General features: G+C 53.2%; 13 protein-coding genes. 2 read left to right on the top strand and 11 right to left on the bottom strand.

Annotation, left to right across the window (positions count from 1 at the left end):
* Positions 1-1,068 precede the first annotated feature (1,068 nt).
* Complete coding sequence (locus OSC10802_RS0122740; RefSeq protein ID WP_155968224.1) at positions 1,069-1,524, top strand: hypothetical protein; 456 nt, start codon at positions 1,069-1,071, stop codon at positions 1,522-1,524.
* 60 nt (positions 1,525-1,584) lie between these two features.
* On the opposite strand, the gene OSC10802_RS0122735 is transcribed toward OSC10802_RS0122740, so the two are convergent.
* The 11 genes from OSC10802_RS0122735 to cysS all read right to left on the bottom strand — a co-directional run bounded on the left by OSC10802_RS0122735 (position 1,585) and on the right by cysS (position 18,279).
* Positions 1,585-1,827, bottom strand: coding sequence for an HNH endonuclease (locus tag OSC10802_RS0122735; RefSeq protein ID WP_017719070.1), 243 nt, complete (start codon positions 1,825-1,827; stop codon positions 1,585-1,587).
* 395 nt (positions 1,828-2,222) lie between these two features.
* The gene (locus tag OSC10802_RS0122730; protein ID WP_198525168.1) at positions 2,223-2,642 is read right to left on the bottom strand and encodes a KGK domain-containing protein; all 420 of its coding nucleotides are present in this window, start codon (positions 2,640-2,642) and stop codon (positions 2,223-2,225) included.
* Between the two features lie 44 nt (positions 2,643-2,686).
* The gene (locus OSC10802_RS54720; protein WP_155968223.1) at positions 2,687-2,878 is read right to left on the bottom strand and encodes a hypothetical protein; all 192 of its coding nucleotides are present in this window, start codon (positions 2,876-2,878) and stop codon (positions 2,687-2,689) included.
* Between the two features lie 104 nt (positions 2,879-2,982).
* On the bottom strand, positions 2,983-3,366 hold the full coding sequence (locus OSC10802_RS41340) for a KGK domain-containing protein (protein WP_017719068.1): 384 nt from the start codon (positions 3,364-3,366) through the stop codon (positions 2,983-2,985).
* Between the two features lie 237 nt (positions 3,367-3,603).
* A complete protein-coding gene (locus tag OSC10802_RS0122720; RefSeq protein ID WP_017719067.1) occupies positions 3,604-6,045 on the bottom strand; it encodes a dynamin family protein in 2,442 nt (813 codons plus the stop codon).
* A 685-nt stretch (positions 6,046-6,730) separates the two neighbouring features.
* Complete coding sequence (locus tag OSC10802_RS0122710) at positions 6,731-7,828, bottom strand: alkaline phosphatase (RefSeq protein WP_017719065.1); 1,098 nt, start codon at positions 7,826-7,828, stop codon at positions 6,731-6,733.
* Between the two features lie 30 nt (positions 7,829-7,858).
* Positions 7,859-8,023: a hypothetical protein gene (locus OSC10802_RS50685; protein ID WP_017719064.1), complete on the bottom strand. Its 165-nt coding sequence runs from the start codon at positions 8,021-8,023 to the stop codon at positions 7,859-7,861.
* Positions 8,024-8,383: 360 nt separating this feature from the next.
* Positions 8,384-9,334, bottom strand: coding sequence for an RsmB/NOP family class I SAM-dependent RNA methyltransferase (locus tag OSC10802_RS0122700; RefSeq protein WP_017719063.1), 951 nt, complete (start codon positions 9,332-9,334; stop codon positions 8,384-8,386).
* Between the two features lie 133 nt (positions 9,335-9,467).
* Positions 9,468-10,574, bottom strand: coding sequence for an AI-2E family transporter (locus OSC10802_RS41335; RefSeq protein WP_017719062.1), 1,107 nt, complete (start codon positions 10,572-10,574; stop codon positions 9,468-9,470).
* Between the two features lie 165 nt (positions 10,575-10,739).
* Entirely contained in the window at positions 10,740-16,412 is a 5,673-nt protein-coding gene (locus OSC10802_RS0122685; protein ID WP_017719061.1) for a trifunctional serine/threonine-protein kinase/ATP-binding protein/sensor histidine kinase, read from the bottom strand.
* A 409-nt stretch (positions 16,413-16,821) separates the two neighbouring features.
* Positions 16,822-18,279, bottom strand: a complete 1,458-nt coding sequence (cysS, locus tag OSC10802_RS0122680) for a cysteine--tRNA ligase (protein ID WP_017719060.1) — start codon at positions 18,277-18,279, stop codon at positions 16,822-16,824.
* Between the two features lie 130 nt (positions 18,280-18,409).
* Between cysS and OSC10802_RS0122675 the strand changes: the two genes are divergently transcribed.
* Positions 18,410-19,612 carry a CobW family GTP-binding protein gene (locus OSC10802_RS0122675; RefSeq protein WP_026098717.1) on the top strand — a complete coding sequence of 401 codons (1,203 nt, stop codon included), beginning with the start codon at positions 18,410-18,412 and terminating at the stop codon, positions 19,610-19,612.
* Positions 19,613-19,707: the final 95 nt, after the last annotated feature.

Here is a 19,707-nt window from a genome sequence, read left to right as displayed (position 1 = left end):
GGCTTTAGCCCAAAAGTTTGTAGTTGGGCTTTAGCCCAAAAGTTTGTAGTTGGGCTTTAGCCCAAAAGTTTGTAGTTGGGCTTTAGCCCAAAGGTTTGTAGTTGAGCTTTAGCCCAAAGGTTTGTAGTTGGGCTTTAGCCCAAAGGTTTGTAGTTGGGCTTTAGCCCAAAGGTTTGTAGTTAGGCTTTAGCCCAAAGGTTTGTAGTTGGGCTTTAGCCCAAAGGTTTGTAGTTGGGCTTTAGCCCAAAGGTTTGTAGTTGGGCTTTAGCCCAAAAGTTTGTAGTTGAGCTTTAGCCCAAAAGTTTGTAGTTGAGCTTTAGCCTTATGTTTTCCTCAATTTTCTCCCTAACAGGGAAGAAGCAAGAAGGAAAAAGGAACAAAAGTTCACCCCCTGACCCCATTACCCCCTCCCCCGACACCCCCGTCTCCCTATCACCCCCTCTCCCCATCTCCCCCTCTCCCCATCTCCCCCTACCCCTCCGCCCTCCTGTGCCCCATCCCAAATCTGAAAAACCAGCCCCCGAAAAGAGCAGGGGAGGAGGGGCGAGATCGTTGCGGAGACTAGAAAGAGAGGGCGGGCGTGCTAGCCCGCCCTACAACAGAGTATTCCTGAGAAGTAGATGCACCCCCTAGCAGGGGTCACTTCCCTCTACCCATAACACTTGCAGGCGGTCAAGATCAATCTGGGGTGCGTCGGGAGTTGTAGCTGCCGATTTTTCCCCGAATCGTTAAAAATAGAAAAAGGGTGCATTGCGTCATGTTTGCGGATTTGATTCTATTCAGCCTCGCTCCTCGGCCAGCGCTCGTTGGACCTGCTGTTAGCCTCGTAGAGCCTGCCTTTCCAGAGGTTCTCACAGCCCAGCAATGCAGCGAAGTCAGCCGATGGTACGCTTGGACAAACGAATGCGGCGCCGGCCCAAACTCTAAGCCATGTTGCAAGCTCTTCATCGCCTGTGCGGATGGAACAGTGGTCTCTCAAGTGGTAGACGCTTCCAACTGCAACTAGAGGCTCTTTTACTAAAAACCACCCTGAAGCTGCTATCATCAGCCCTACTGCTGGTAAATTTTATGCCTAAAGAACAATCGCCAGAGGCTCGGCTCAATGCCATCTTGCAGGAACAGCAGAGATTAGTCCACGAACTAAAGGATGCCACCCCTGCCAGAAAACTGCAAATCCAGGCGGAGATTGTAGCTCTGTCCGAAGAACAGGCACAATTGCTTCAGGAGGCTGGAGCGGTCAACTGCTTCATCTATGCGAGCTCTAGCACGCGAGGAACCGGCTGGATAGAAGAAGAGCGTAACTATGATGGGTCAGTCCGACAGTATCGTTACGGGTACTATCGAAACGGAAGAAGCAATCGCCGCTACGTCCCCAAACACGCCGTGCAGGACGTGATACGGATGATTGCCTCCAAGGCTTCGCCCAACGCGATTCTGGAATTCCTGGACCGGACAAGAACGCGGATACCGGCCTCTGCCTTCAGGCGGGCTGGCTACTCCAACCACCAGGATTCTGGGAATTAGCCTTTTATATCAAGTCCGGTTAATAAATCAGTTTTTGGGGTGGGCGTGGCCCACCCTTTTTCAGCTGTAGCGACGCCGGAAGCGGGGGTCGAAGTGGTGCTTTTTCTGCTGGTTGCACCGGCAGCACAGGGTTTGCAGGTTGCTGAGGTCGTTAGATCCACCGGCGGCCAGGGGGATAATGTGGTCAATCGTGAGGTCTGCCTCTGCGTGGGTTTGGCCACAGCTCTGGCAGTGGTGAGAATCTCGCTCGAAGACATATTTCCGAACTGCAGGGGGAATGGGGATGCGCGGGGTTTTGCTCATGGACGTGCCGGTGGTGTTTGGCAGGAAAGCATATCTGCTATTTTCCACCCACGCCAGCTCGCTAGGGAATAGGTTACCGGAATAAGAGCAGCGGGCCGGTTATATCCGACGCTAGGGGCAAGATTTTTGTTCCCGACAGGTTTTTCTGGACAGGCGGGACAGGGACAGGCGGGACGCCTGTCCTACGCCAGAGGGGACTTTGGGACCGACGGGATGCCGGTTCTACGTCCTTTGAAGACGTAGACAGGGACAGGCGGGACGCCTGTCCTACGCCAGAGGGGACTTTGGGACCGGCGTTCTGGGCGGTGCTCAGGGGACAGGCGGGATGCCGGTCCTACGCCAAACCGGCTCAACACCCTGACTCAAAGCGCCATCCCCTCACCGGCATCGGGCATTTATGGATTCTCCTCCTTTATCATCCGCCGGATGTCATCGAGGGGCGATTTAGGTTCGGTGGATTCTGGAGGTTCGCTGGGTTCTGGAGCGTCAGTGCCAACCTCTAGAGTAACTTTAATGCGGAATTTTACTTTTCGCCAACTCGGATATCCGGGCTTTAATAATTCACAATCTATGCCCTCATTAAACAATCTCGAAGCCCCTTCTTCAGAATTTAAATAGTTCCGTAAAATCCTCTCTATGTTAACCCCATAATTGCTTAATTGGTTTCCGAGGTTCCAGGCCAGGTTTAGGTCACATGCTTTCTTTAGGGCTTGCTTTAATTTTTCTATCTTGAACGTGTCATCTCCAAATGATAACACATCGCCCTCACAAAGGTCTATCGGATTAAACTCATCGGTCATATCAATCCCTTTCATGTAAATTGTCCTCATAACTATTCTCAGGCATCACGAGAGGGATGTCAATCCTGTAGGGTGCGAAGCGCACGGGCACCGGCAGCATCTAAAACAGAGACTGGGGACAGGCGTTCTGGCCGGTTCGACGCCAAATAGGACGTAGGCACAGGCGTCTCGCCTGTGCAAACCACGCGAAAGAAGACGTAGGCGCAGGCGTCTCGCCTGCGCACACACCACGCGAAAGAGGATTTTGGCACCGGCGTTCTGGGCGGTGTTCAGGGGACAGGCGGGATGCCGGTCCTACGCCAAACCGGCTCAACACCTAAACTCAAAACTCCATCCCCCCACCGGCATCGGGAATTTATTGGTTCTCCTCGTTTATCATCCGCCGGATGTCATCGAGGGGCGATTCGGGTTCGCTGGATTTTGGCTTGTTGCTTGCCGGTGGTTCTTCAACTGCCGGCTCATCCGGGCAAAATTCTAGGGTGATTTTGACTCTCAGTTTGCCTTTTTGCCAGCCTTTTGCGCCAAATCTCATAACTTCGCCGTCTATTCCTTCTCCCAAGAATCGGCTTCTTTCGTCTTCTAAGCCGCTATAATACTTGATGAAAAATGTTTTTATTTTTTCGTCTAATTCTCGAGGTCTGAATGTCAGGGATAGATTAAACATTTCATCGTCCTCGACATAATTTGTACCTAACGATGCAATTTCATCCGGTTCTAGGGGCAGGAATCGCTTGTCCATATCAATCGCTTATTGCTGAAATTGTCCTCCTAACTATTCTCAGCCATCACGAGAGGGATGTCAATCCTGTAGGGTGGGAAGCGCACCGGCACCGGCAGCATCTAAAACAGAGACTGGGGACAGGCGAGACGCCTGTCCTACGCCAAAGAGGATTTTGGGACAGGCGGGATGTCGGTGCTCAGGGGACAGGCGAGACGCCTGTCCTACGTCACCTTGACGCTACTTCACGGCGGCGGTTTAAATCATTCCCACTTTCCCCCCATCCAAACTCCCCAAATCAACCGGCTCAACAGCCAAACTCAAATCCCCCTCCAAATCAACCACCGGCAGCAGATAGCGATTTAATAGCATCGCCCGCAAACAGCCATTAACCCCAGCAACCGCCTGATTGTAAACATCAACTTTCTGCTGCAATTCCTCTAGGCGCTGCTGGTTCCGATCGAGCTGCTCCTGCGCCTCCTTTTCCAGCGTCTTCTCCAAATGAGCGCGAGCGCGACTGTACTGCTGCAAGATAACCTCCTCTTGCTCCTTCGCCACCGGCAGCAAGTGCGTTTTGAGCGTCTGATTCACCGTCTGGCGAAAAGTGCTCTGAATTGTCTGCTTCACCTTCGGCTCAAAATCCAACTTCAGCAGCTGGCGAATTGCCGGCTCCGCATCCGCCATGCTGGCGCAATCGTAACTCTGAGAGGTTTGCTGCAAGACTTGGCGAAACTGGTAAATTGAAAAGGTGCCCTCATCGTAAAAACGCGGACTTTCGCGCACAAACCGGTCGCACTCGGTACTCGCCGCAGCGCGAATCGCCAGCTGCACCTGCGCTTCCACCCGCTTGAAGGCTTGCTCAACGCCGGCATCGCTTCCCGCTAACCGGCACAGTTCGCGGTAATAATCCTGGCGGCGCACACGCTCTGTCAAATAAGCAAAGAAATTGGCAATCACTCGCTGCGCCTCAGCCGCCAACACCTCTTCTAGCTCATTGGCTAAATAATAAAACGCCTCCACTAAAATCGCCAGCAGGGGCGCAGTAGAATTGCGCGGGTGGCTTAAAGTCGCCTGCCGGTACGCTGACTCAACGGAGAAGGTATTCAGCAATTCATCGGTGCGGGAAACCATCTTGACTTTGAGCTTGCGGAAGTCTTCCTCGAAGCTGGCGCACTGATTGGTGACAGCCTGATTGACTTCCTGGCTGATGTGTTCAGTTAAAGCTGCGCCAATTTGTCGCAACTCCTGATTCAGCTGCTCCATGCGCCGCGATTTGACGCCTTCAATATTGACCGGCTGGCTCTGCAAGTCGCGGTATTGCTCCAGGTAGTGCCGGCTGATAGCGAGACACACCGGCTGCAAGTCATTGGCGAGCGCTTCAAACAGCTGCGGGCGCTTTTCTTCGGTGAGGTAGCGGGTGATGCCGGTGCGAAATTCCTCAATGCCGCTATCTGAAATCAGCTGCTCAATCAGCGGCGCACCCCACTCGGCGAGAATGCGGACGTAGTTCTCATTTGGGGTTTCGTAGCTGTTGACAGAAACCCGGAATTTGCTGGGAAGCTTGCGGGAAGTGCCGCAATAGTTGTTGAAGGCATAGACGAACTGGGGGGTTTCTTCTTGTCCGCCTAAACCTTTGACGCTCTCGGCAAAGAGAGAATCGAGTCCAAAGCGCTCGCGACTGCTGGTTTGTTGAATCTGGCTCCCCCAGAAGCCGAGCAATCCGCTGGTTTTATAAACGCGGCTGCTGTCGCGGAATTGGGTATTAATCAAATCGTCCAGCCGCTGGCGCAACTGGCTGCTGTACCAGGTGGCATCAATGCGGTTGAAGACATAAAACACGCGATCGCGAATGCCGGGATTGTCCCGCATCTTTTCCAGAAGTTCGGTTTCTTCGGTGGTCATGTCTCCTTCGGATGCCGGTTTGAGAACGCAGACAACTGCTGAGGTTTCTGGGTCTTCAATTTTGCGATAAGTCAGTTCGGCGTCTTTTTTCACCGGCGCGTCAATCCCCGGCATGTCAATCAGGACATTGCCATCTTGCAGCAGCGGGTGGTTGCAGTAATATTCAATGCGCTTCAAAACAGCGCTATTGCTCCCCCGACGGGCGTAACCGGCAGCTTCTTTGAGATTGGTGAAGTTGAACTGCTCCATCGAAAATGTGTTATTATTAGTAGTGCCGATGCGCTCGCGATTGGCGGCAAAGCCTTCCAGCAACAGCAGCAGGGCATTCGCCTGCTTGGCCCGGTCGGATTTGCTCTCGCCGCCTTCCATTTTGACAATGGTTTGGCATCCCTGGCGCAGCAAGTCAATCACTTCTGGGTTAAGATTTGGCAAACCGGCTAATCCCAGGCGCTTGCACAGAGCAATTGCCTGCTCTTTAATTTCGGCTTCACTGAGAAAGGTGAGGACGACTCGTTCTTTGTCGGTTTCGGCATATTCGATACAGCATTCCGTGCCGGTGGCGTGCCCTTCGGCGCTGTAGAGCAATTCGCGCCCTAGCAAGGCGTTGATGAGCATAGATTTGCCGGCACTGAACGCGCCGGCGAAGACAATCTCAAATTTGGGAGAAATCGCCTTTTTCAGGGAAGCTTGGACAGCGGTGATGTCTTGGGAGCGTAAAGACGGCTCTTGATGCAGCAGCTGGAGCAGAGAGTCAACCTGTTCTGGCAAGTTTTGGCACTGGGGGAGCAATTCGTTCATGGGTGGTGTGAGAAACAGCGATAAATATAGGGTTTACCAGATTAGTGAGGTGCTGAGAAACCCGGTAGGGGCGGGTCCCCGTGCCATCGGTGTCAACTTAAGCTTCTGGCGATTGGAAATCGCGGCTACACAAACCAAGTCCGCCTACGCGGACTTAAGAGAAGAGCTAGAATCTTAAAACCCGCGCAGGCGGGTTTTGTCTGTATAGCTGCGGTTTCAACCGCCCAGAGACTGCGGGACACAGCTTAAGTGGACACTAATGGGCACCCACGGAGACCGCCCTCTTCCGGGTTTCTGGGCCCTACTTCATCCAACTGAAGCCCGCGATAGAGCTTATTCTAGTTTCTCACAACCGGCACCCTGTAGAGCCGGTGCGTATTCCAGGGATGAACCCCACCCCCCAACCCCTCTACCCCCATCCCCAGAGGGGGCCCCGAGCCCCCTTATCCCCAGAGGGGGCCGCGTGCGGGGAGGGGGAGAAAGCGGTAGGAGTTTCTATGAAGGGAGTTGAGTGAAATCATCGTTCCAGCCTGCAACGTCCCCTGTAGAGCCGGTGCGTAAAATATGCTGTGTGGGGTGCGTTCCGGGGGAACGCACCCTACTGCTGCGCAATTTAGCCCGCGCAGGCGGGCTTTGTTTGTCTAGCGGCAGAATTTATTCTGCCGTCCGAATTTATTTGGATGGTCTACTTCTTGGCTAACGGCGCAGGCGTTTGGCTAGCACCGGCAACACCGGTAACAATTCCAAATAGCTGGGTGTTATCCATAACCTCAGCAACCCGCTGACTGTTGACGCCCCAGGCATACACCGGCACATTGGCACCCGTGTGATCTTTGGCGGACCAAGAGACAGCCGGCACCTTTCCCTGACCGTTATTTTTCAGTACCTTCAAACCGCCGGTTTCGTGGTCAGCGGTGACGATAATTAGGGTGTCGTTGCGGTTCTGCGCCCAGTTGAGAGCCACCTGTACCGCCTGGGAAAACTCGACCGTTTCTTTAACTTGGCGCTGGATGTTGTGTTCATGGCCGGCGTGGTCAATCTTTCCCCCCTCTACCATCAAAAAAAACCCGTCACGGTCATTATCCAAAATCGCCAGAGCAGTCTGGGTCATTTCGGAGAGATGAGGCAATTTTCCTAGTCCGTCGTGTTCGTAAGGCAGATGAGTTTTGCCGAACTGACCGGACACTCGCGTGGCGGTTTCGGTGTTCAGCGCTTGCAGCTGCGAACTGTCTGTTACCACTGTGTAGCCGGCTGACTGCGCTGCGGCGGGTGACATCCCAGCGCCTCCGCCGCCAAACAGAACCGCCGGACGAGTTTGGGTGAGGTAATCGCTAGCAATTTCAGCTTGGGTTTTTCTGCTGGATTCATGGGCACCGAATGCAGCCGGTGTGGCGTGAGTCATCTCAGTTGTGGTGACTAAACCGGCGCTTTTTCCGCGCTCTTGGAAATACTGCAAAAGGGTTTTCAGTTCCTGGCCATCGCCGGGAATCGCCATGCTAATCGTGCCGTTGTTCACTTTAACACCCGTGGCGATAGCTGTTCCACCGGCAGCTGAATCCGTCACTTCGCTGTCAGCGGATCGCGTTGTCATTTCAGCTTTATGGGGAAACGCCTCAAAGGAGAGAGTTCCTGGTTTGCCGGTGGCGTATATCCCAGCGGCTTTAACTTCTTCAACCCCCATGCCATCGCCGATGAAGATGATGACGTTTTTGGGCGCTGCTTTCATCGCACAGGAAAGGCAGGCAAATTGACACAGCGCCAGTACAGTTAGTTTTTTCAGCATTCTTCCCTCGCCGTTTTGATTCTGAAGGTTTCAGGTGCGTAACACTTTGTCAGTTGGGCGGCTGTCGCCGCCCCAGGCGGCTGCAACCCCAGGCGAACCGCTGCTCGCCAGACCAACCCTGCCCGCGCGGGTTTTTTCTCGCGCCCGCATTTCTCTGGCGCTGATAGCAGATTCATCGCCGCCCATTTTTATCATATAAAAAATTTCCCCCGCGCTCTAAAATAAATAGGTTTATTAAAGAAAATTTGCGTAACTTTGCAAACAGCAACAACTTGCAAAGACTCGTGCGCTCCCAGGGGGAACGAGGAATTGGAGGCGGAGCCTCCCGATGTGCGTTCCCAGCCTGTAGGGGCGGGGCACCCACGGAGACTGCCCCGGAACGAGGAAACGAGGAACGAGGATAAAATAAAGCCCGCGCAGGCGGGCTTTGTTTGTCTAGCGGCAGAATTTATTCTGCCGGTATATTCTGCCGGTATATTCTGCCGGTATATTCTGCCGCTATATTCTGCTGCTATATTCTGCCGCTATATTCTGCCGCTATATTTTGCCGCTAGTTCAAATAAAAGTCACCCTCCGCCCCTCAAAAAAACCTGCCGGCAGCTCCTGAAACCGCCCCTCCTCAGTATTCTTAAACAGTACCGTAAAAGCACCGGCACCGAGCCGGTATTGAGGCCATATCCGGTAACAGGGCATGGCTGTCAAGTGAGATTGATAAGCTGCTAAATGCTTGACAAGCACCGGCTGAAACTGGGGAAATCTTTCCAAAAACCACTCACAGACGCCCTCATTCTCTTCCGGGGAATAGGTGCAGGTCATGTAGGCGAGATAGCCTTTCGGTGCGACGATCTGAGCGGAATTTGCCAAAATTCTTTTCTGCCGGTTGGCATTTTTGTTAAGATTGACAGGGTGAAAGCATCCCGGGGCTTTGCCACCTTTGGCCAGTAAAGACTGGCCGCTGCAAGGAGCGTCAACCGTGACAACTTGGGCAGTTTGTGGTATAATTTCAGCCAGGACTTGGGAGTCGAGGCTGAGAACAGCTGCCGGCTGCACTTGGCAGCGCTTTAAATTAGAAATCAGCATGCCGGTGCGCTTGCCAATCACCTCGTTAGAGAGCAACAGCTGAGGCTGCAAGGCTTTCCAAGCGAAGAGGCTTTTACCTCCCGGCGCGGCGCACATATCAACCACTAAATTAACCGGCGGCGAGATAGACAGGAGGGAAGACGCGGCAAAGACAGAGGAGAAATCCAGACAGTAGAAATAGCCGCTGTCGTGCAGGGGGTGCTGCCCGGGTTTGGCTCCCAGAGAGAGCCGGTCAACAAATGCCGGTTGCCAGGGCAAGGGTGGCTCTACCTCAAAGGGCAAAGTTGCCGGTTTTTCTCGCCGCCAGAGGATGCAGGGATTAAACGGCTGGGGGTGAACCAAGGCACCAACAAATTTTTCTTGTTCAGCGGGATCTGCAAAAAGCTGCCGGCTGAGTTTCAGTAATAGATTGGAAGGCTTTTCCATAAGACTATTAACTTTCAATTATACCCTAGTTCTGGGTGGCAGTCTACTCTCACTCTTGTTTTCGATAAATGCGAGAGGCGGAGCCTCATTTGCTTTCGTTCCCAGCCTGAGGCTGGGAACGAGAAAAGCTGTTTCACGCTGAAGGAGTCACCGGCACAGAATTTTCCTTAATTCGAGCCTGCGCCTCTCGCCTCTGCGCTATTACCTTGGGTTTGAGGTAAAGATTTTCGATGAGAGCGGAAGCGCCGGCAAACCAAGGCGGGACAATCAGCGCCCCAATAATCCCCAAAACCTGTACGCCACCAATCACAGCTAACAGCTGGTACAGGGGGTGAACACCCACAGAAGTTCCTACCAGCAAAGGATCGAGGACGTAAGTTTCCAGGTTCTGGATGATGACAAATAGAATTAAAACCCAGAGGAACAGCCAACCACCTTTGGAAATCGCCACAATCAGCGCCGGCACTGCGCCCAGAATCGGGCCTAAAAACGGGATTAAATTGGTGACACCGGCAATGGCTCCCAAACCAATAGCAAAATCCGGCATTCCCAAAACGCTCAAACCGAGGGCAGTCGCCAAACCCAAAACCGCCGAAACCAGTACGCGCCCACGGATGTAGCCTCCCATGCGCTGGCCGACCGGCAGCACTTGCGCCTCCAGGCGGTCCTCCCAAGGTTGGGGAAACAGGCGCACCACACTTTTAATCAGCGTGCGACTGTCCGCCACCATATAGCCAGAAAGCAAAATAGCAAAAATCAGACTGAAAAATCCGCCCACAATTCCGCGCGTGATGCCGTAAGATCGCAGCAGCAGCTGTTGAGTGGAGCGAATCACCCAGCCGGTTAGCGCCTGGGTGTTGAAGAACTGACTGACTAACTCTGGCGGCGTGTTATTCAGACTGCTTGCCAAATTTTCGGCCAGAGCTCGCAAAGCCTCCGCGTACACCGGCACCTGGCGGATAAGGCGGTCGATTTGCTCGATCGCCGCAGGACCAATTAACAAACCCACGCCGGTGAAACCGGCGAACAGCAGCAGGTAAGTCAAGATAGCCGCCACCCAGCGGCGGACGCGAAACGTTTCCGCCCAGTTAACCACTGGCGCAATCGAAGCCGCCAGCACTACAGCAATCATCACAGTCACCAGCAGACTGCGCAACTGCCACAGCAGCACCAGCAGCAAGCCCGTGGCCACCACTAGCAAAACGCTGGAAATAGAAATGGTAATGCGCTGTTCGGACATGATTTTTAATCCGGCTGCCTCCCAAAACAAAATCCCCTATTTTTACAATATAGCGTTTCTCATATTAGTGAGATACTGAGAAACCCGGTTTCTTAAAGAAACCGGGTTTCTGGGCCACCCCTCTGGGGATAGGGGGCTGGGGTTGGGTGCCGGGTTCTTTTGCCTTTACAGAACTCTTTGGCGTGGCGAAAGCGGAATTTGAATGATGAACTCTGTCCCCTGACCGTGGGCTGAAATACATTTTAATTGACCGCCGTGTTTTTCCACAACTATCTGGTAGCTGATAGACAGTCCCAGACCCGTGCCTGCGCCCACGGGTTTGGTTGTGAAAAAGGGGTCAAACACCCGCCGGCGCACGTCTTCTGTCATTCCCGGGCCATTGTCAGTAATGCGAATCACAACATGGGACGGTCTGGTGGGACATGGGGCATCGGGCATGGGGCATTGTATCTCGGGAATGGGGCATTGTGTCTCGGGCACTGGTGATGTTTCTTCTTCCCCACGCCCTATTGAAGTGCGAATCCAAATAGTAGGGCCTTGGTGATTGCATGGGGGGGATTGCTTTTCTTTCCCATCCCCGATGCTCGCTGCCGCATGCCCCTCTTCCAAAGCATCAATCGCATTGCTGAGGATATTCATAAACACTTGATTGAGCTGGCCGGCATAGCACTCCACTTCCGGCAGCTGTCCGTACTGTTTGATGACTTGGATTCCTTTTGTGGCACCGGCATCTTGCCCGCGACTCCCTCGTTCCCCGCCTCCCGCCCCAGAGTTCAGCCGGTGCTGCAAAATCAGCAGGGTGCTGTCAATCCCCGAATGAATGTCAACCGGCTTCATCTCCGCTTCATCCAAGCGAGAAAATGTGCGCAGCGAAAGCACAATCTGGCGGATGCGGTCAGCCCCAACCTTCATCGAATCGATCAGTTTGGGAAAATCTTCCTGAAGGAATTCCAGCTCTATACTCTCCATTTCATCGGCAATTGCCGGTGCTGGATTGGGGTAAGTCTGCTGGAAGATATCGATCAGCCCCAACAAGTCTTGGACGTAACTATTGGCGTAAGTGAGATTGCCGTAGATGAAATTGACCGGATTGTTGATTTCATGAGCCACCCCAGCAACCATCTCACCGAGAGCGGACATTTTTTCGGTTTGAATCAGCTGAGCCTGGGTCTGCTGCAACTCTTGTAACGCTTGGTTCAGTCGCTGATTTTTTTCTTGCAACTCCAGGGTTCTCTCCTCGACTTTCACCTCCAGAGTCCGGCTGTAATTCTCCAATTGCTGGTTGGCGGCTTCTAAATGGGCGTAGAGGCGAGCGTTTTCCAGGGAGATAGCCGCTTGGGAAGCCAGGAGTTTCAAAACTTCCAGCCGCTGGGGAGTAAAAGCGCCGGCAGTCAGGTTATTCTCGAAGTAAAAGAAGCCGGTAAGTTTCCCATAACAGACAATCGGTACGCACAATACTGACTTCGGTTGGTTTTGCCGGACATAGGGATCTGCCACAAACAGTCCTTCCCGCGCCGCATTATTTAAAACCACGCTTTTCTGAGTCCTTTGCGCGTAATTGAGAACCGCCACCGGCACCGCCTGAGAAATCTCAAGCGCCGGGGATTGCCACACGGCAATCTCGTTTCCGTCCACCTCCCCAGAGGCTTCAATCTCCAGATTGCCGTCGCGCAGCAAGATGAGAAAGCCTTTTTGTGCGCCGGCATTCTCAATGGCGATTTTCATCAACTTGTCCAGCAGCCGGCTCTGGACGATTTCACCAGAGATGGCAAGGGATGCTTTCATCACTGCAGCCAAATCCAGAAATCCTGAATCACTGCCACTCGTGGTGGTTGTTGTGCGGTGGATGTCAATACCTGTGCTTTTTGGGGCGGCAATTCTTATGAAGAGCTCTGGGTATTGCGCCTCCAGATCCTTGACTTTGGCAATCGCTCCCCAGCGAATATAGGCATAGTAGGACTCTAGAAGATAAAACCTGCCCATATTTTCGCGCCCGCGAGCCAGATGAAACTCTCCAGCCAGCTCGCTGGCGAGCGCTTCTTCTTGGATGTAGCCGTGTTCTTTTGCGCCTTGAATGGCGCGATCGTAATATTCCATCGCTTCCAGGATGCGCCCCAATACCCTATTGAGTTCCGCTCCCACCAAATCGCACTTGTGCTGGAAGTTAGAGGGAGCGTGGCTCGCCCACAGCCGCATCTTTTCTTGGTTAAACTCCACTTGCTGGAGGTATTGCTGCTGTTCGCCAGGTTCAGCGCTGGGATACAGAGCGAGAAGTTGCAGGGAGTAGTAGAAGTTGTGCGTGGCAACAGTCATAAACCCAATCGCCGAATCGGCGTGTTCTGCCGACAGCCTGGAATTTTCAACCGCCCGCGAGCAATCTTTAAATAAGTAACAGAGAATCCCTTTTGCCAGGTACAGCGAAAACAGTGAAGTGCGGTTTTGAGTTTCTATCAAACGGGGCAGCATTTCAGCTTCATGGAATACGGTGCCAATTAGCTGAGCCGGATTGCCGGCACCCTCACGTCCGATGAGATTCTCAACCAGCTGCTTCCATATCTGGGCGTAGTACACCGAAAATTCTTGCTTTAACTTCAGCAAAACATCCAGGGCTTGACTGAGCTGCTGCTCTACTGTTTCTAGACGCTCGCCCATCAATAGTAAGTGAGTGGCCCGGTCTTTAAAGCAAAGGCTGGCAAATTCTACATCTCCAGTTTCTAACCCACTCTGACCTCCCTCCAGCAGAGGAGCAATCGTTTTAGCGAGGGGAGCTTTCCAGTGTCTCAGTACAGTGTTAAAAGGCGAGTACACCCTAGCTTTTACTTCTCTGGCATTCAGTTTATCCACCAGCCTCACAGCCAGCTGACCGAACCGATAGCCAGAATCGGTGTCTCCCATAAAGCTGTTCAGGATCACTCCATAAAAAATGTAGCCTACAGCTGCCTGTGGGGAGTTTCCATATCGCACAGAGAGATTGACCATTGTAAATACAATCGCCGGCAGCAACGCTGGAGCCGCCACAAAAGCGGGAGAGATGAGGGTGTTTAATACGCGCATGGCTGCCAGTTTGTGGGTATCGGTCATCACCGGCAGGCTGATTAACTCCTCAATGTCCAGCTGGTTAGGGGGAGCTTCCTCCAGACTGACTCCAAGCGCCTCCAGGGCTTGCAACCCCCTATCAATTGCTGATTTTAGCTGATTTTGAGCGAAATAAAACTGGATTTGCACCTCATACAGTTTGGCTTTTTCCAGAGCTGTTTTGGCTTTCTCTAGGGCAACAGCAGACAGCTGTTCCGAGCCCTGGAAGTTGGCTGTTAAGTATTCCGCTTCGCTGGCTTCGACATAGAGATTGAAGGTCAGTTCATAAGACTCGCTCCAGCTGGATTTTCCCAGAAGTTTTATGCCGGCGTTCAAATACCGGGCTGCCGGTTCATACGCGGCTGACGCCTTCGCCTTCTTGCCGGCAATCAGATTCAGGGACGCCAGCATCAGCGGGTTTATAAAGTAATTGTTAAGAAATCTAGGATCCGGAAACCCGGTTTCTTGAGTTTCTTCTGACTTCAGCTCTCCTATTAGTTCGCTCCCGAAATTCAGCTGGTTGACAATATCAAAAATATGGGCTTCTCGCTCTTCGGGCGGCGTGTTATTCAGCAATAGCTGTCCAATTTTCAGGTGCGTTTCTTTCTGGCGATCCTCGGGAATCAGAGAGTAGGCGGCTTGCTGCACCCGGTCGTGCAAAAACTTGTAGGAAACCTTTAACTCAGCAAATTTCAAATCTGCCGGCGCATCCGAGCCAAAAACCAAGGGGATTTTGTAGGCATTGCTCAGAGGCAGGACCAGACCGGCTTGCAAGGCGGGCCACAAATCAGCGGCTGTAGCTGCTGCGGGTTTTTCACTGACGAGCGCCAGCACGTCCAAACTAAAATGGCTGCCAATGCAGGCGGCCCATTTTAACATGCTTTGGGCGCTCACCGGCAGCTTTTGAATATTTCTGGCAATCAGCTCAACAACGTTATAATCTTGTATCCCGCAGCCCTGAATTTCCTGAATGTCCCACTGCCAGCTGTCGGTGCCGGTGTCATAAACCAGCAGGCTTTCAGCGTGCAGCGTTTTCAGCAGCTGAGTCAAGAAGAAGGGATTTCCTTGAGTTTTATTAAAAAGTAGCTCGGAGAATCCAGAAACCCGGTTTCTCCCAGAAACCGGGTTTCTCGCCCCAGAAAGAGAGTTTTCTGTTTCCCCCAAAGTCTCCGCAACTAATTGGCTGACATGGCGCAGTTCCAACGCCCCGAGAGTGATATTACTCACCGCCGCGCCGGCAGCTTGAATCTTCTCAATCGTGTGAACCAGCGGATGTGCCGGACTGACTTCGTTATCCCGATACGCCCCAATCGCCAGCAGATACTGGCTGTCAGAGTCCGTCACCAGCCGCTGGAGCAACTTCAGAGACGCTGTGTCCGCCCACTGCAGATCGTCGAGGAAGATAACCAGGGGGTGTTCTGGCTGGCCAAAGACATGAATGAATTGTTGAAACACCCGATTAAATCGGTTTTTAGTTTCAGATGGCCCCAGTTGCGGGACAGCCGGCTGCTTCCCGACAATCAGTTCCACTTCCGGAATAACCTCCGCGATCAGTTGGCCATTTTCTCCGAGAGCCTCTAAGAGCTTCTCTCTCCAAACCGCTATCCTTTGAGCGCTTTCGGTTAGCAGCTGGCGCACCAAATCCTGGAACGCTTCAATCAGGGCAGCATAAGGAATATCCCGCTTGAACTGGTCAAACTTGCCGGCGATAAAATACCCCCGCTTCGCCACAATCGGTTTGTGAACTTCACTCACCACCGAAGTCTTGCCAATCCCCGAGTAACCGCTCACGAGCATCATCTCGCTTGCCCCACCGGCCACCCGCTCAAAGGCATCCATCAGGCTGAGCACCTCGCGCTCCCGCCCGTAGAGCTTTTGCGGGATCAGCAGTTGGCTCCCCCTGTCGTACCGCCCAGGAACGAAATTTTCAATTTTCCCGGAAGATTGCAGCTGAACCAGACAAGTCTCCAGGTCAACTTTCAGTCCCAGAGCGCTTTGATATCTGTCTTCAGCTGTCTTGGCTAATAACTTCATCACCATATCCGAAATCGCCTGAGGAATCTCCCCAACTTCATCCGGCGGCACCGGCATCTTAGCAATATGGCAGTGTACCAATTCCATTGGATCGGTTGCAGTAAAAGGCAGCTGCCCTGTCAGCATTTCATATAACGTGACGCCCAAAGAATAAAAATCGCTGCGGCAGTCCACCGAGCGATTCATCCTGCCGGTTTGCTCTGGCGATATGTAAGCGAGGGTGCCTTCTAGCAAGTTGGGATTGCTAATCCTCGGGTTTTCCACAGACAGCCGCGACGCAATGCTAAAGTCCGTAAGCTTGACCTCTCCTGTTTCCTGGTTTATCAGAATATTTGATGGCTTAATATCCTTATGAATAACCGGAATCTTATGCAGCTCGCCCAGAGTTTCAGCCAGGACAATGGCTATCCGCAAAACCTCTCTTACCGCAAATCTTTGAGCCGCCATTACCTCTTTCAGGGATTGCCCACCAAAATCTTCTAATATCAGAGCGAACCCATTCCGATATTTCTCCAAACTGTAAGCTTTGACAATTCCCGGACAGTCCAGCGGGTGAGCGATATTATATTCTTGCCTCAACCGGGTTATCTCTTCCAGTGCCGGATACTCAGCTGGCAGGATTTTAACGATAACTGACTTGCTATCGCGCTCTCTAATTCCCCGATAAATAGCTACTCTCAGGTTAGCTTGAATTTCTTCTTGTATCTGGTATCCTGACAAACCAAGCATCTATTCTTCTCCCTCTCACCTTTTAGAAATTCTGTAATTATTACATCTCAGTCAGTTCCCGATACCCACCGTATTTTTACGGATGATATAGTGCCTATAAACCCGGTTTCTTAAAGAAACCGGGTTTCTCAGTACCGTCACACCATCTCTATCCCCCCGCTGCTAGTTAGAAACATTTGCCTCACAAATTCTGGAGCGAAAATTCCATTCTGCCCCCCGACTCAGGATATCCACCGGCATCCTGATGAAACTCACAGCCCTACCTTACTCCTTTAAACTCTACCATATACTCGGGGAAAAATCTACCCGCAAAAAGCATAAAATAGCAGGGGTCAACAAACCCGGTTTCTTTGGAGAAACCGGGTTTTTGGGGTCCGAGGCGACCTCACTCTTGAGTGTATTGGCCCACTCAATTGTTGCGAACCCAGCGCGTCACCCCACTGGCTCCATCGATGAGGGTAATGCCCAGAGTTTGCAACTCGTTGCGAATGCGGTCAGCTTCGGCAAAGTTTTTGGCCTTGCGAGCCGCTTGTCGCTGCTCGATCAGGGCTTCAATTTCCGCATCGCTAATGCCACCGGCACCTGACGCCTGCTCCTCTGGCTGCGCCTCCAAACCCAACACCTGCGCCAACCGAACCAGCGTGTTCCACTGCTGTTCCAGCACCGCCGGCGGCGTCTGGGTTTTCCCCTCATGCACGAGGATATTCCCCTCCCGGCGCAACTCCTTCGCCAGCTCAAACAGCACGGCTAGAGCCCCTGGCGTGTTAAAGTCACCATCCATCGCCGCCTGGAAACGCTCCACCTGTTCAGCGACCAAACTCTCCCCGGCGTTCTCCCAGCCCAGCTGCTTACCATATTCGCCCCCAAAAAGCAATCCCTCTTTAAGAGTATTCCAGCCATTTTGGGCGGCGGCGAGCGCCTCGCCGGTAAAATCAATCGGTTTGCGGTACTGGGCCGTGAGGACAAACAGCCGCAGCGCCATCGGCTCTGGGCCATTTGGCGCATCCAAAAGCTGGCGGATAGTGGTGAAGTTGCCCAGGGACTTAGACATCTTTTCGCCGCCCACATTCACCATGCCGTTGTGCAGCCAGTAGCGGGCCAGAGGCTTGCCGGTGACTGCTTCCGACTGGGCAATTTCATTTTCGTGGTGGGGGAAAATCAAATCCGCGCCCCCAACATGGATGTCGATGCTTTCGCCCAAACCGTCGCGCACCATCGCCGAGCACTCAATGTGCCATCCCGGACGGCCCGCACCCCAAGGCGACTCCCACGCCGGTTCCCCCTCTTTGGCCGCCTTCCACAGGGCGAAATCAAACGGATCTTGTTTCTTCTGGTCTTCGGGGTCTTCCGCACCCACGCGACCGCTAGCACCGGCTTGCATGTCGTCGAGCCGGCGTCCTGAGAGCTTGCCGTATTCCGGGAACCGGCGCACCGAGTAATAGACATCACCGGCTGCAGGGTAGGCGTAGCCCTTCTGTTCGAGCTCGCCGATCAGCCGCTTAATGCCATCGAGGGTGTGAGTGGCGCGGGGATAGTGATCCGCTTCCAGGACATTCAGCCGCTGCATGTCCTCAAAATAGGTTTGGGTGTAGCGATCCGCCACCTCCTGCATCGACGAGCCCTCCTGCCGGGCGCGGTTGAGAATTTTGTCGTCAATATCGGTAAAATTCTGAACGTAGCGCACCATGAAGCCGCGCCACAGGAGATACCGGCGCACCGTATCCCAAACGATATAAGAGCGGGCGTGGCCCAAGTGGCAGTAGTCGTACACCGTGACCCCACAGCAATACATGCGCACCAAGCCTGGTTCGAGCGGCTCAAAGGGTTCCTCGCGACGGGTCAGGGTGTTGTACAGTGTGAGGGCCATAGTAAAGCAATGGTGGAATCAGATCGGCAATAATGAGGGTAGCAGGGATGTCAGCCAGCATCCATTATGCCGGTGTTTGTCTTTATTTAAGGCTATCCTCGCATTTTTTGACGTTTTTAACAGCGACGCTATGCAAGCAGCAAGTATCGAGTCCGCCCCCGCCCCCGTAATGGACGCTCCCAAACATGGCCTGCCGGTGACGATTATTACCGGCTTCCTCGGCAGCGGCAAGACAACCCTACTCAACCACATCCTCACCAATCAGGAGGGAGTGAAGACAGCTGTTCTGGTGAACGAGTTTGGTGAGATCGGCATCGACAACGAGCTGATTGTCGCCAGCGGCGATGACATGGTGGAGCTGAGCAACGGCTGCATCTGCTGCACCATCAACAACGATTTGCTCAATGCGGTCTACAAAGTCTTGGAGCGCCCGGACAAAGTGGACTACATGGTGGTGGAGACCACCGGCCTGGCTGACCCCCTGCCGGTGGCCCTGACGTTTTTAGGCACAGAACTGCGCGACCTCACCCGCCTGGATTCCATCATCACCGTGGTGGACTCCTCGAATTACAGCCTCGACCTGTTTAACAGCCAAGCGGCGTACAGCCAGATTTACTACGGCGACATCATTTTGCTCAACAAGGTGGATCTGGTGGATGAAGCCGATGTGGATCTGCTGGAAGTCAAGATTCGCGATATCAAGGCCGGTGCCAGAATTCTGCGCACCACACAGGCGCAAGTGCCCCTGGCACTGGTTCTCAGCGTCGGTTTGTTTGAGTCTGACCGGTATTTCCAAACCGAGACGCCGGCAAAAGACCACGCACACGACCACGACCACGCTGAGTGCGGCCATGACCACGACCATGACCACGCCCACGACCACGCCCACGACCACGCCCACGACCACGCCCACGCACACGACCACGCTGAGTGCGACCACGACCACGGCCATTGCGTGCACGACCACGACCACGACCATCACCACCACCACGAGCATCACTCCCATCACCTGGAAAATGACGGATTCCTTTCTGTTTCTTTCCAGAGCGACCGGCCCTTTGCAATTAAAAAGTTCCAGAATTTCTTAGACAACCAGCTGCCGGCGAATGTCTTCCGCGCCAAAGGGATTCTCTGGTTTGATGAAAGCCCGAAGCGTCACATTTTCCACCTGTGTGGCAAGCGCTTCACCATCGACGATGAGGAGTGGAAAGGTCAGCCGAAAAACCAGATTGTTCTGATTGGGCAAAATTTGGATCGCGAAAAGTTGCTAGAGCAGATTCATGAATGTGTCTGTCTGCCGGTACGCGAGAAGCCCAAGGGTTTCGGCAAGTAACCTGCATTTAGGACAGCGACGCCACGCAGACAAACGCAGATAGCACAAACTGAAATCTGCGTTCGTCTGCGTCTGTCTCGGCTTGCAATTTTGGA

This window comes from Kamptonema formosum PCC 10802 (assembly GCF_000332335.1).
Lineage (GTDB): Bacteria > Cyanobacteriota > Cyanobacteriia > Cyanobacteriales > Oscillatoriaceae > Oscillatoria.
Note: the sequence above shows the minus strand (reverse complement) of the source record. Positions and strands in the feature narration are given on the sequence as shown.

Bases quoted from the DNA above. Each gene is read 5' to 3' on its own strand.
- OSC10802_RS50685 (WP_017719064.1), bottom strand. From the start codon at position 8,023: ATGATAAAAATGGGCGGCGATGAATCTGCTATCAGCGCCAGAGAAATG.
- OSC10802_RS41335 (WP_017719062.1), bottom strand. From the start codon at position 10,574: ATGTCCGAACAGCGCATTACCATTTCTATTTCCAGCGTTTTGCTAGTG.
- OSC10802_RS0122700 (WP_017719063.1), bottom strand. From the start codon at position 9,334: ATGGAAAAGCCTTCCAATCTATTACTGAAACTCAGCCGGCAGCTTTTT.
- OSC10802_RS41340 (WP_017719068.1), bottom strand. From the start codon at position 3,366: ATGGACAAGCGATTCCTGCCCCTAGAACCGGATGAAATTGCATCGTTA.
- OSC10802_RS0122675 (WP_026098717.1), top strand. From the start codon at position 18,410: ATGCAAGCAGCAAGTATCGAGTCCGCCCCCGCCCCCGTAATGGACGCT.
- OSC10802_RS0122720 (WP_017719067.1), bottom strand. From the start codon at position 6,045: ATGAACGAATTGCTCCCCCAGTGCCAAAACTTGCCAGAACAGGTTGAC.
- OSC10802_RS0122730 (WP_198525168.1), bottom strand. From the start codon at position 2,642: ATGAAAGGGATTGATATGACCGATGAGTTTAATCCGATAGACCTTTGT.
- OSC10802_RS0122685 (WP_017719061.1), bottom strand. From the start codon at position 16,412: ATGCTTGGTTTGTCAGGATACCAGATACAAGAAGAAATTCAAGCTAAC.
- cysS (WP_017719060.1), bottom strand. From the start codon at position 18,279: ATGGCCCTCACACTGTACAACACCCTGACCCGTCGCGAGGAACCCTTT.
- OSC10802_RS0122735 (WP_017719070.1), bottom strand. From the start codon at position 1,827: ATGAGCAAAACCCCGCGCATCCCCATTCCCCCTGCAGTTCGGAAATAT.
- OSC10802_RS0122710 (WP_017719065.1), bottom strand. From the start codon at position 7,828: ATGCTGAAAAAACTAACTGTACTGGCGCTGTGTCAATTTGCCTGCCTT.
- OSC10802_RS0122740 (WP_155968224.1), top strand. From the start codon at position 1,069: ATGCCTAAAGAACAATCGCCAGAGGCTCGGCTCAATGCCATCTTGCAG.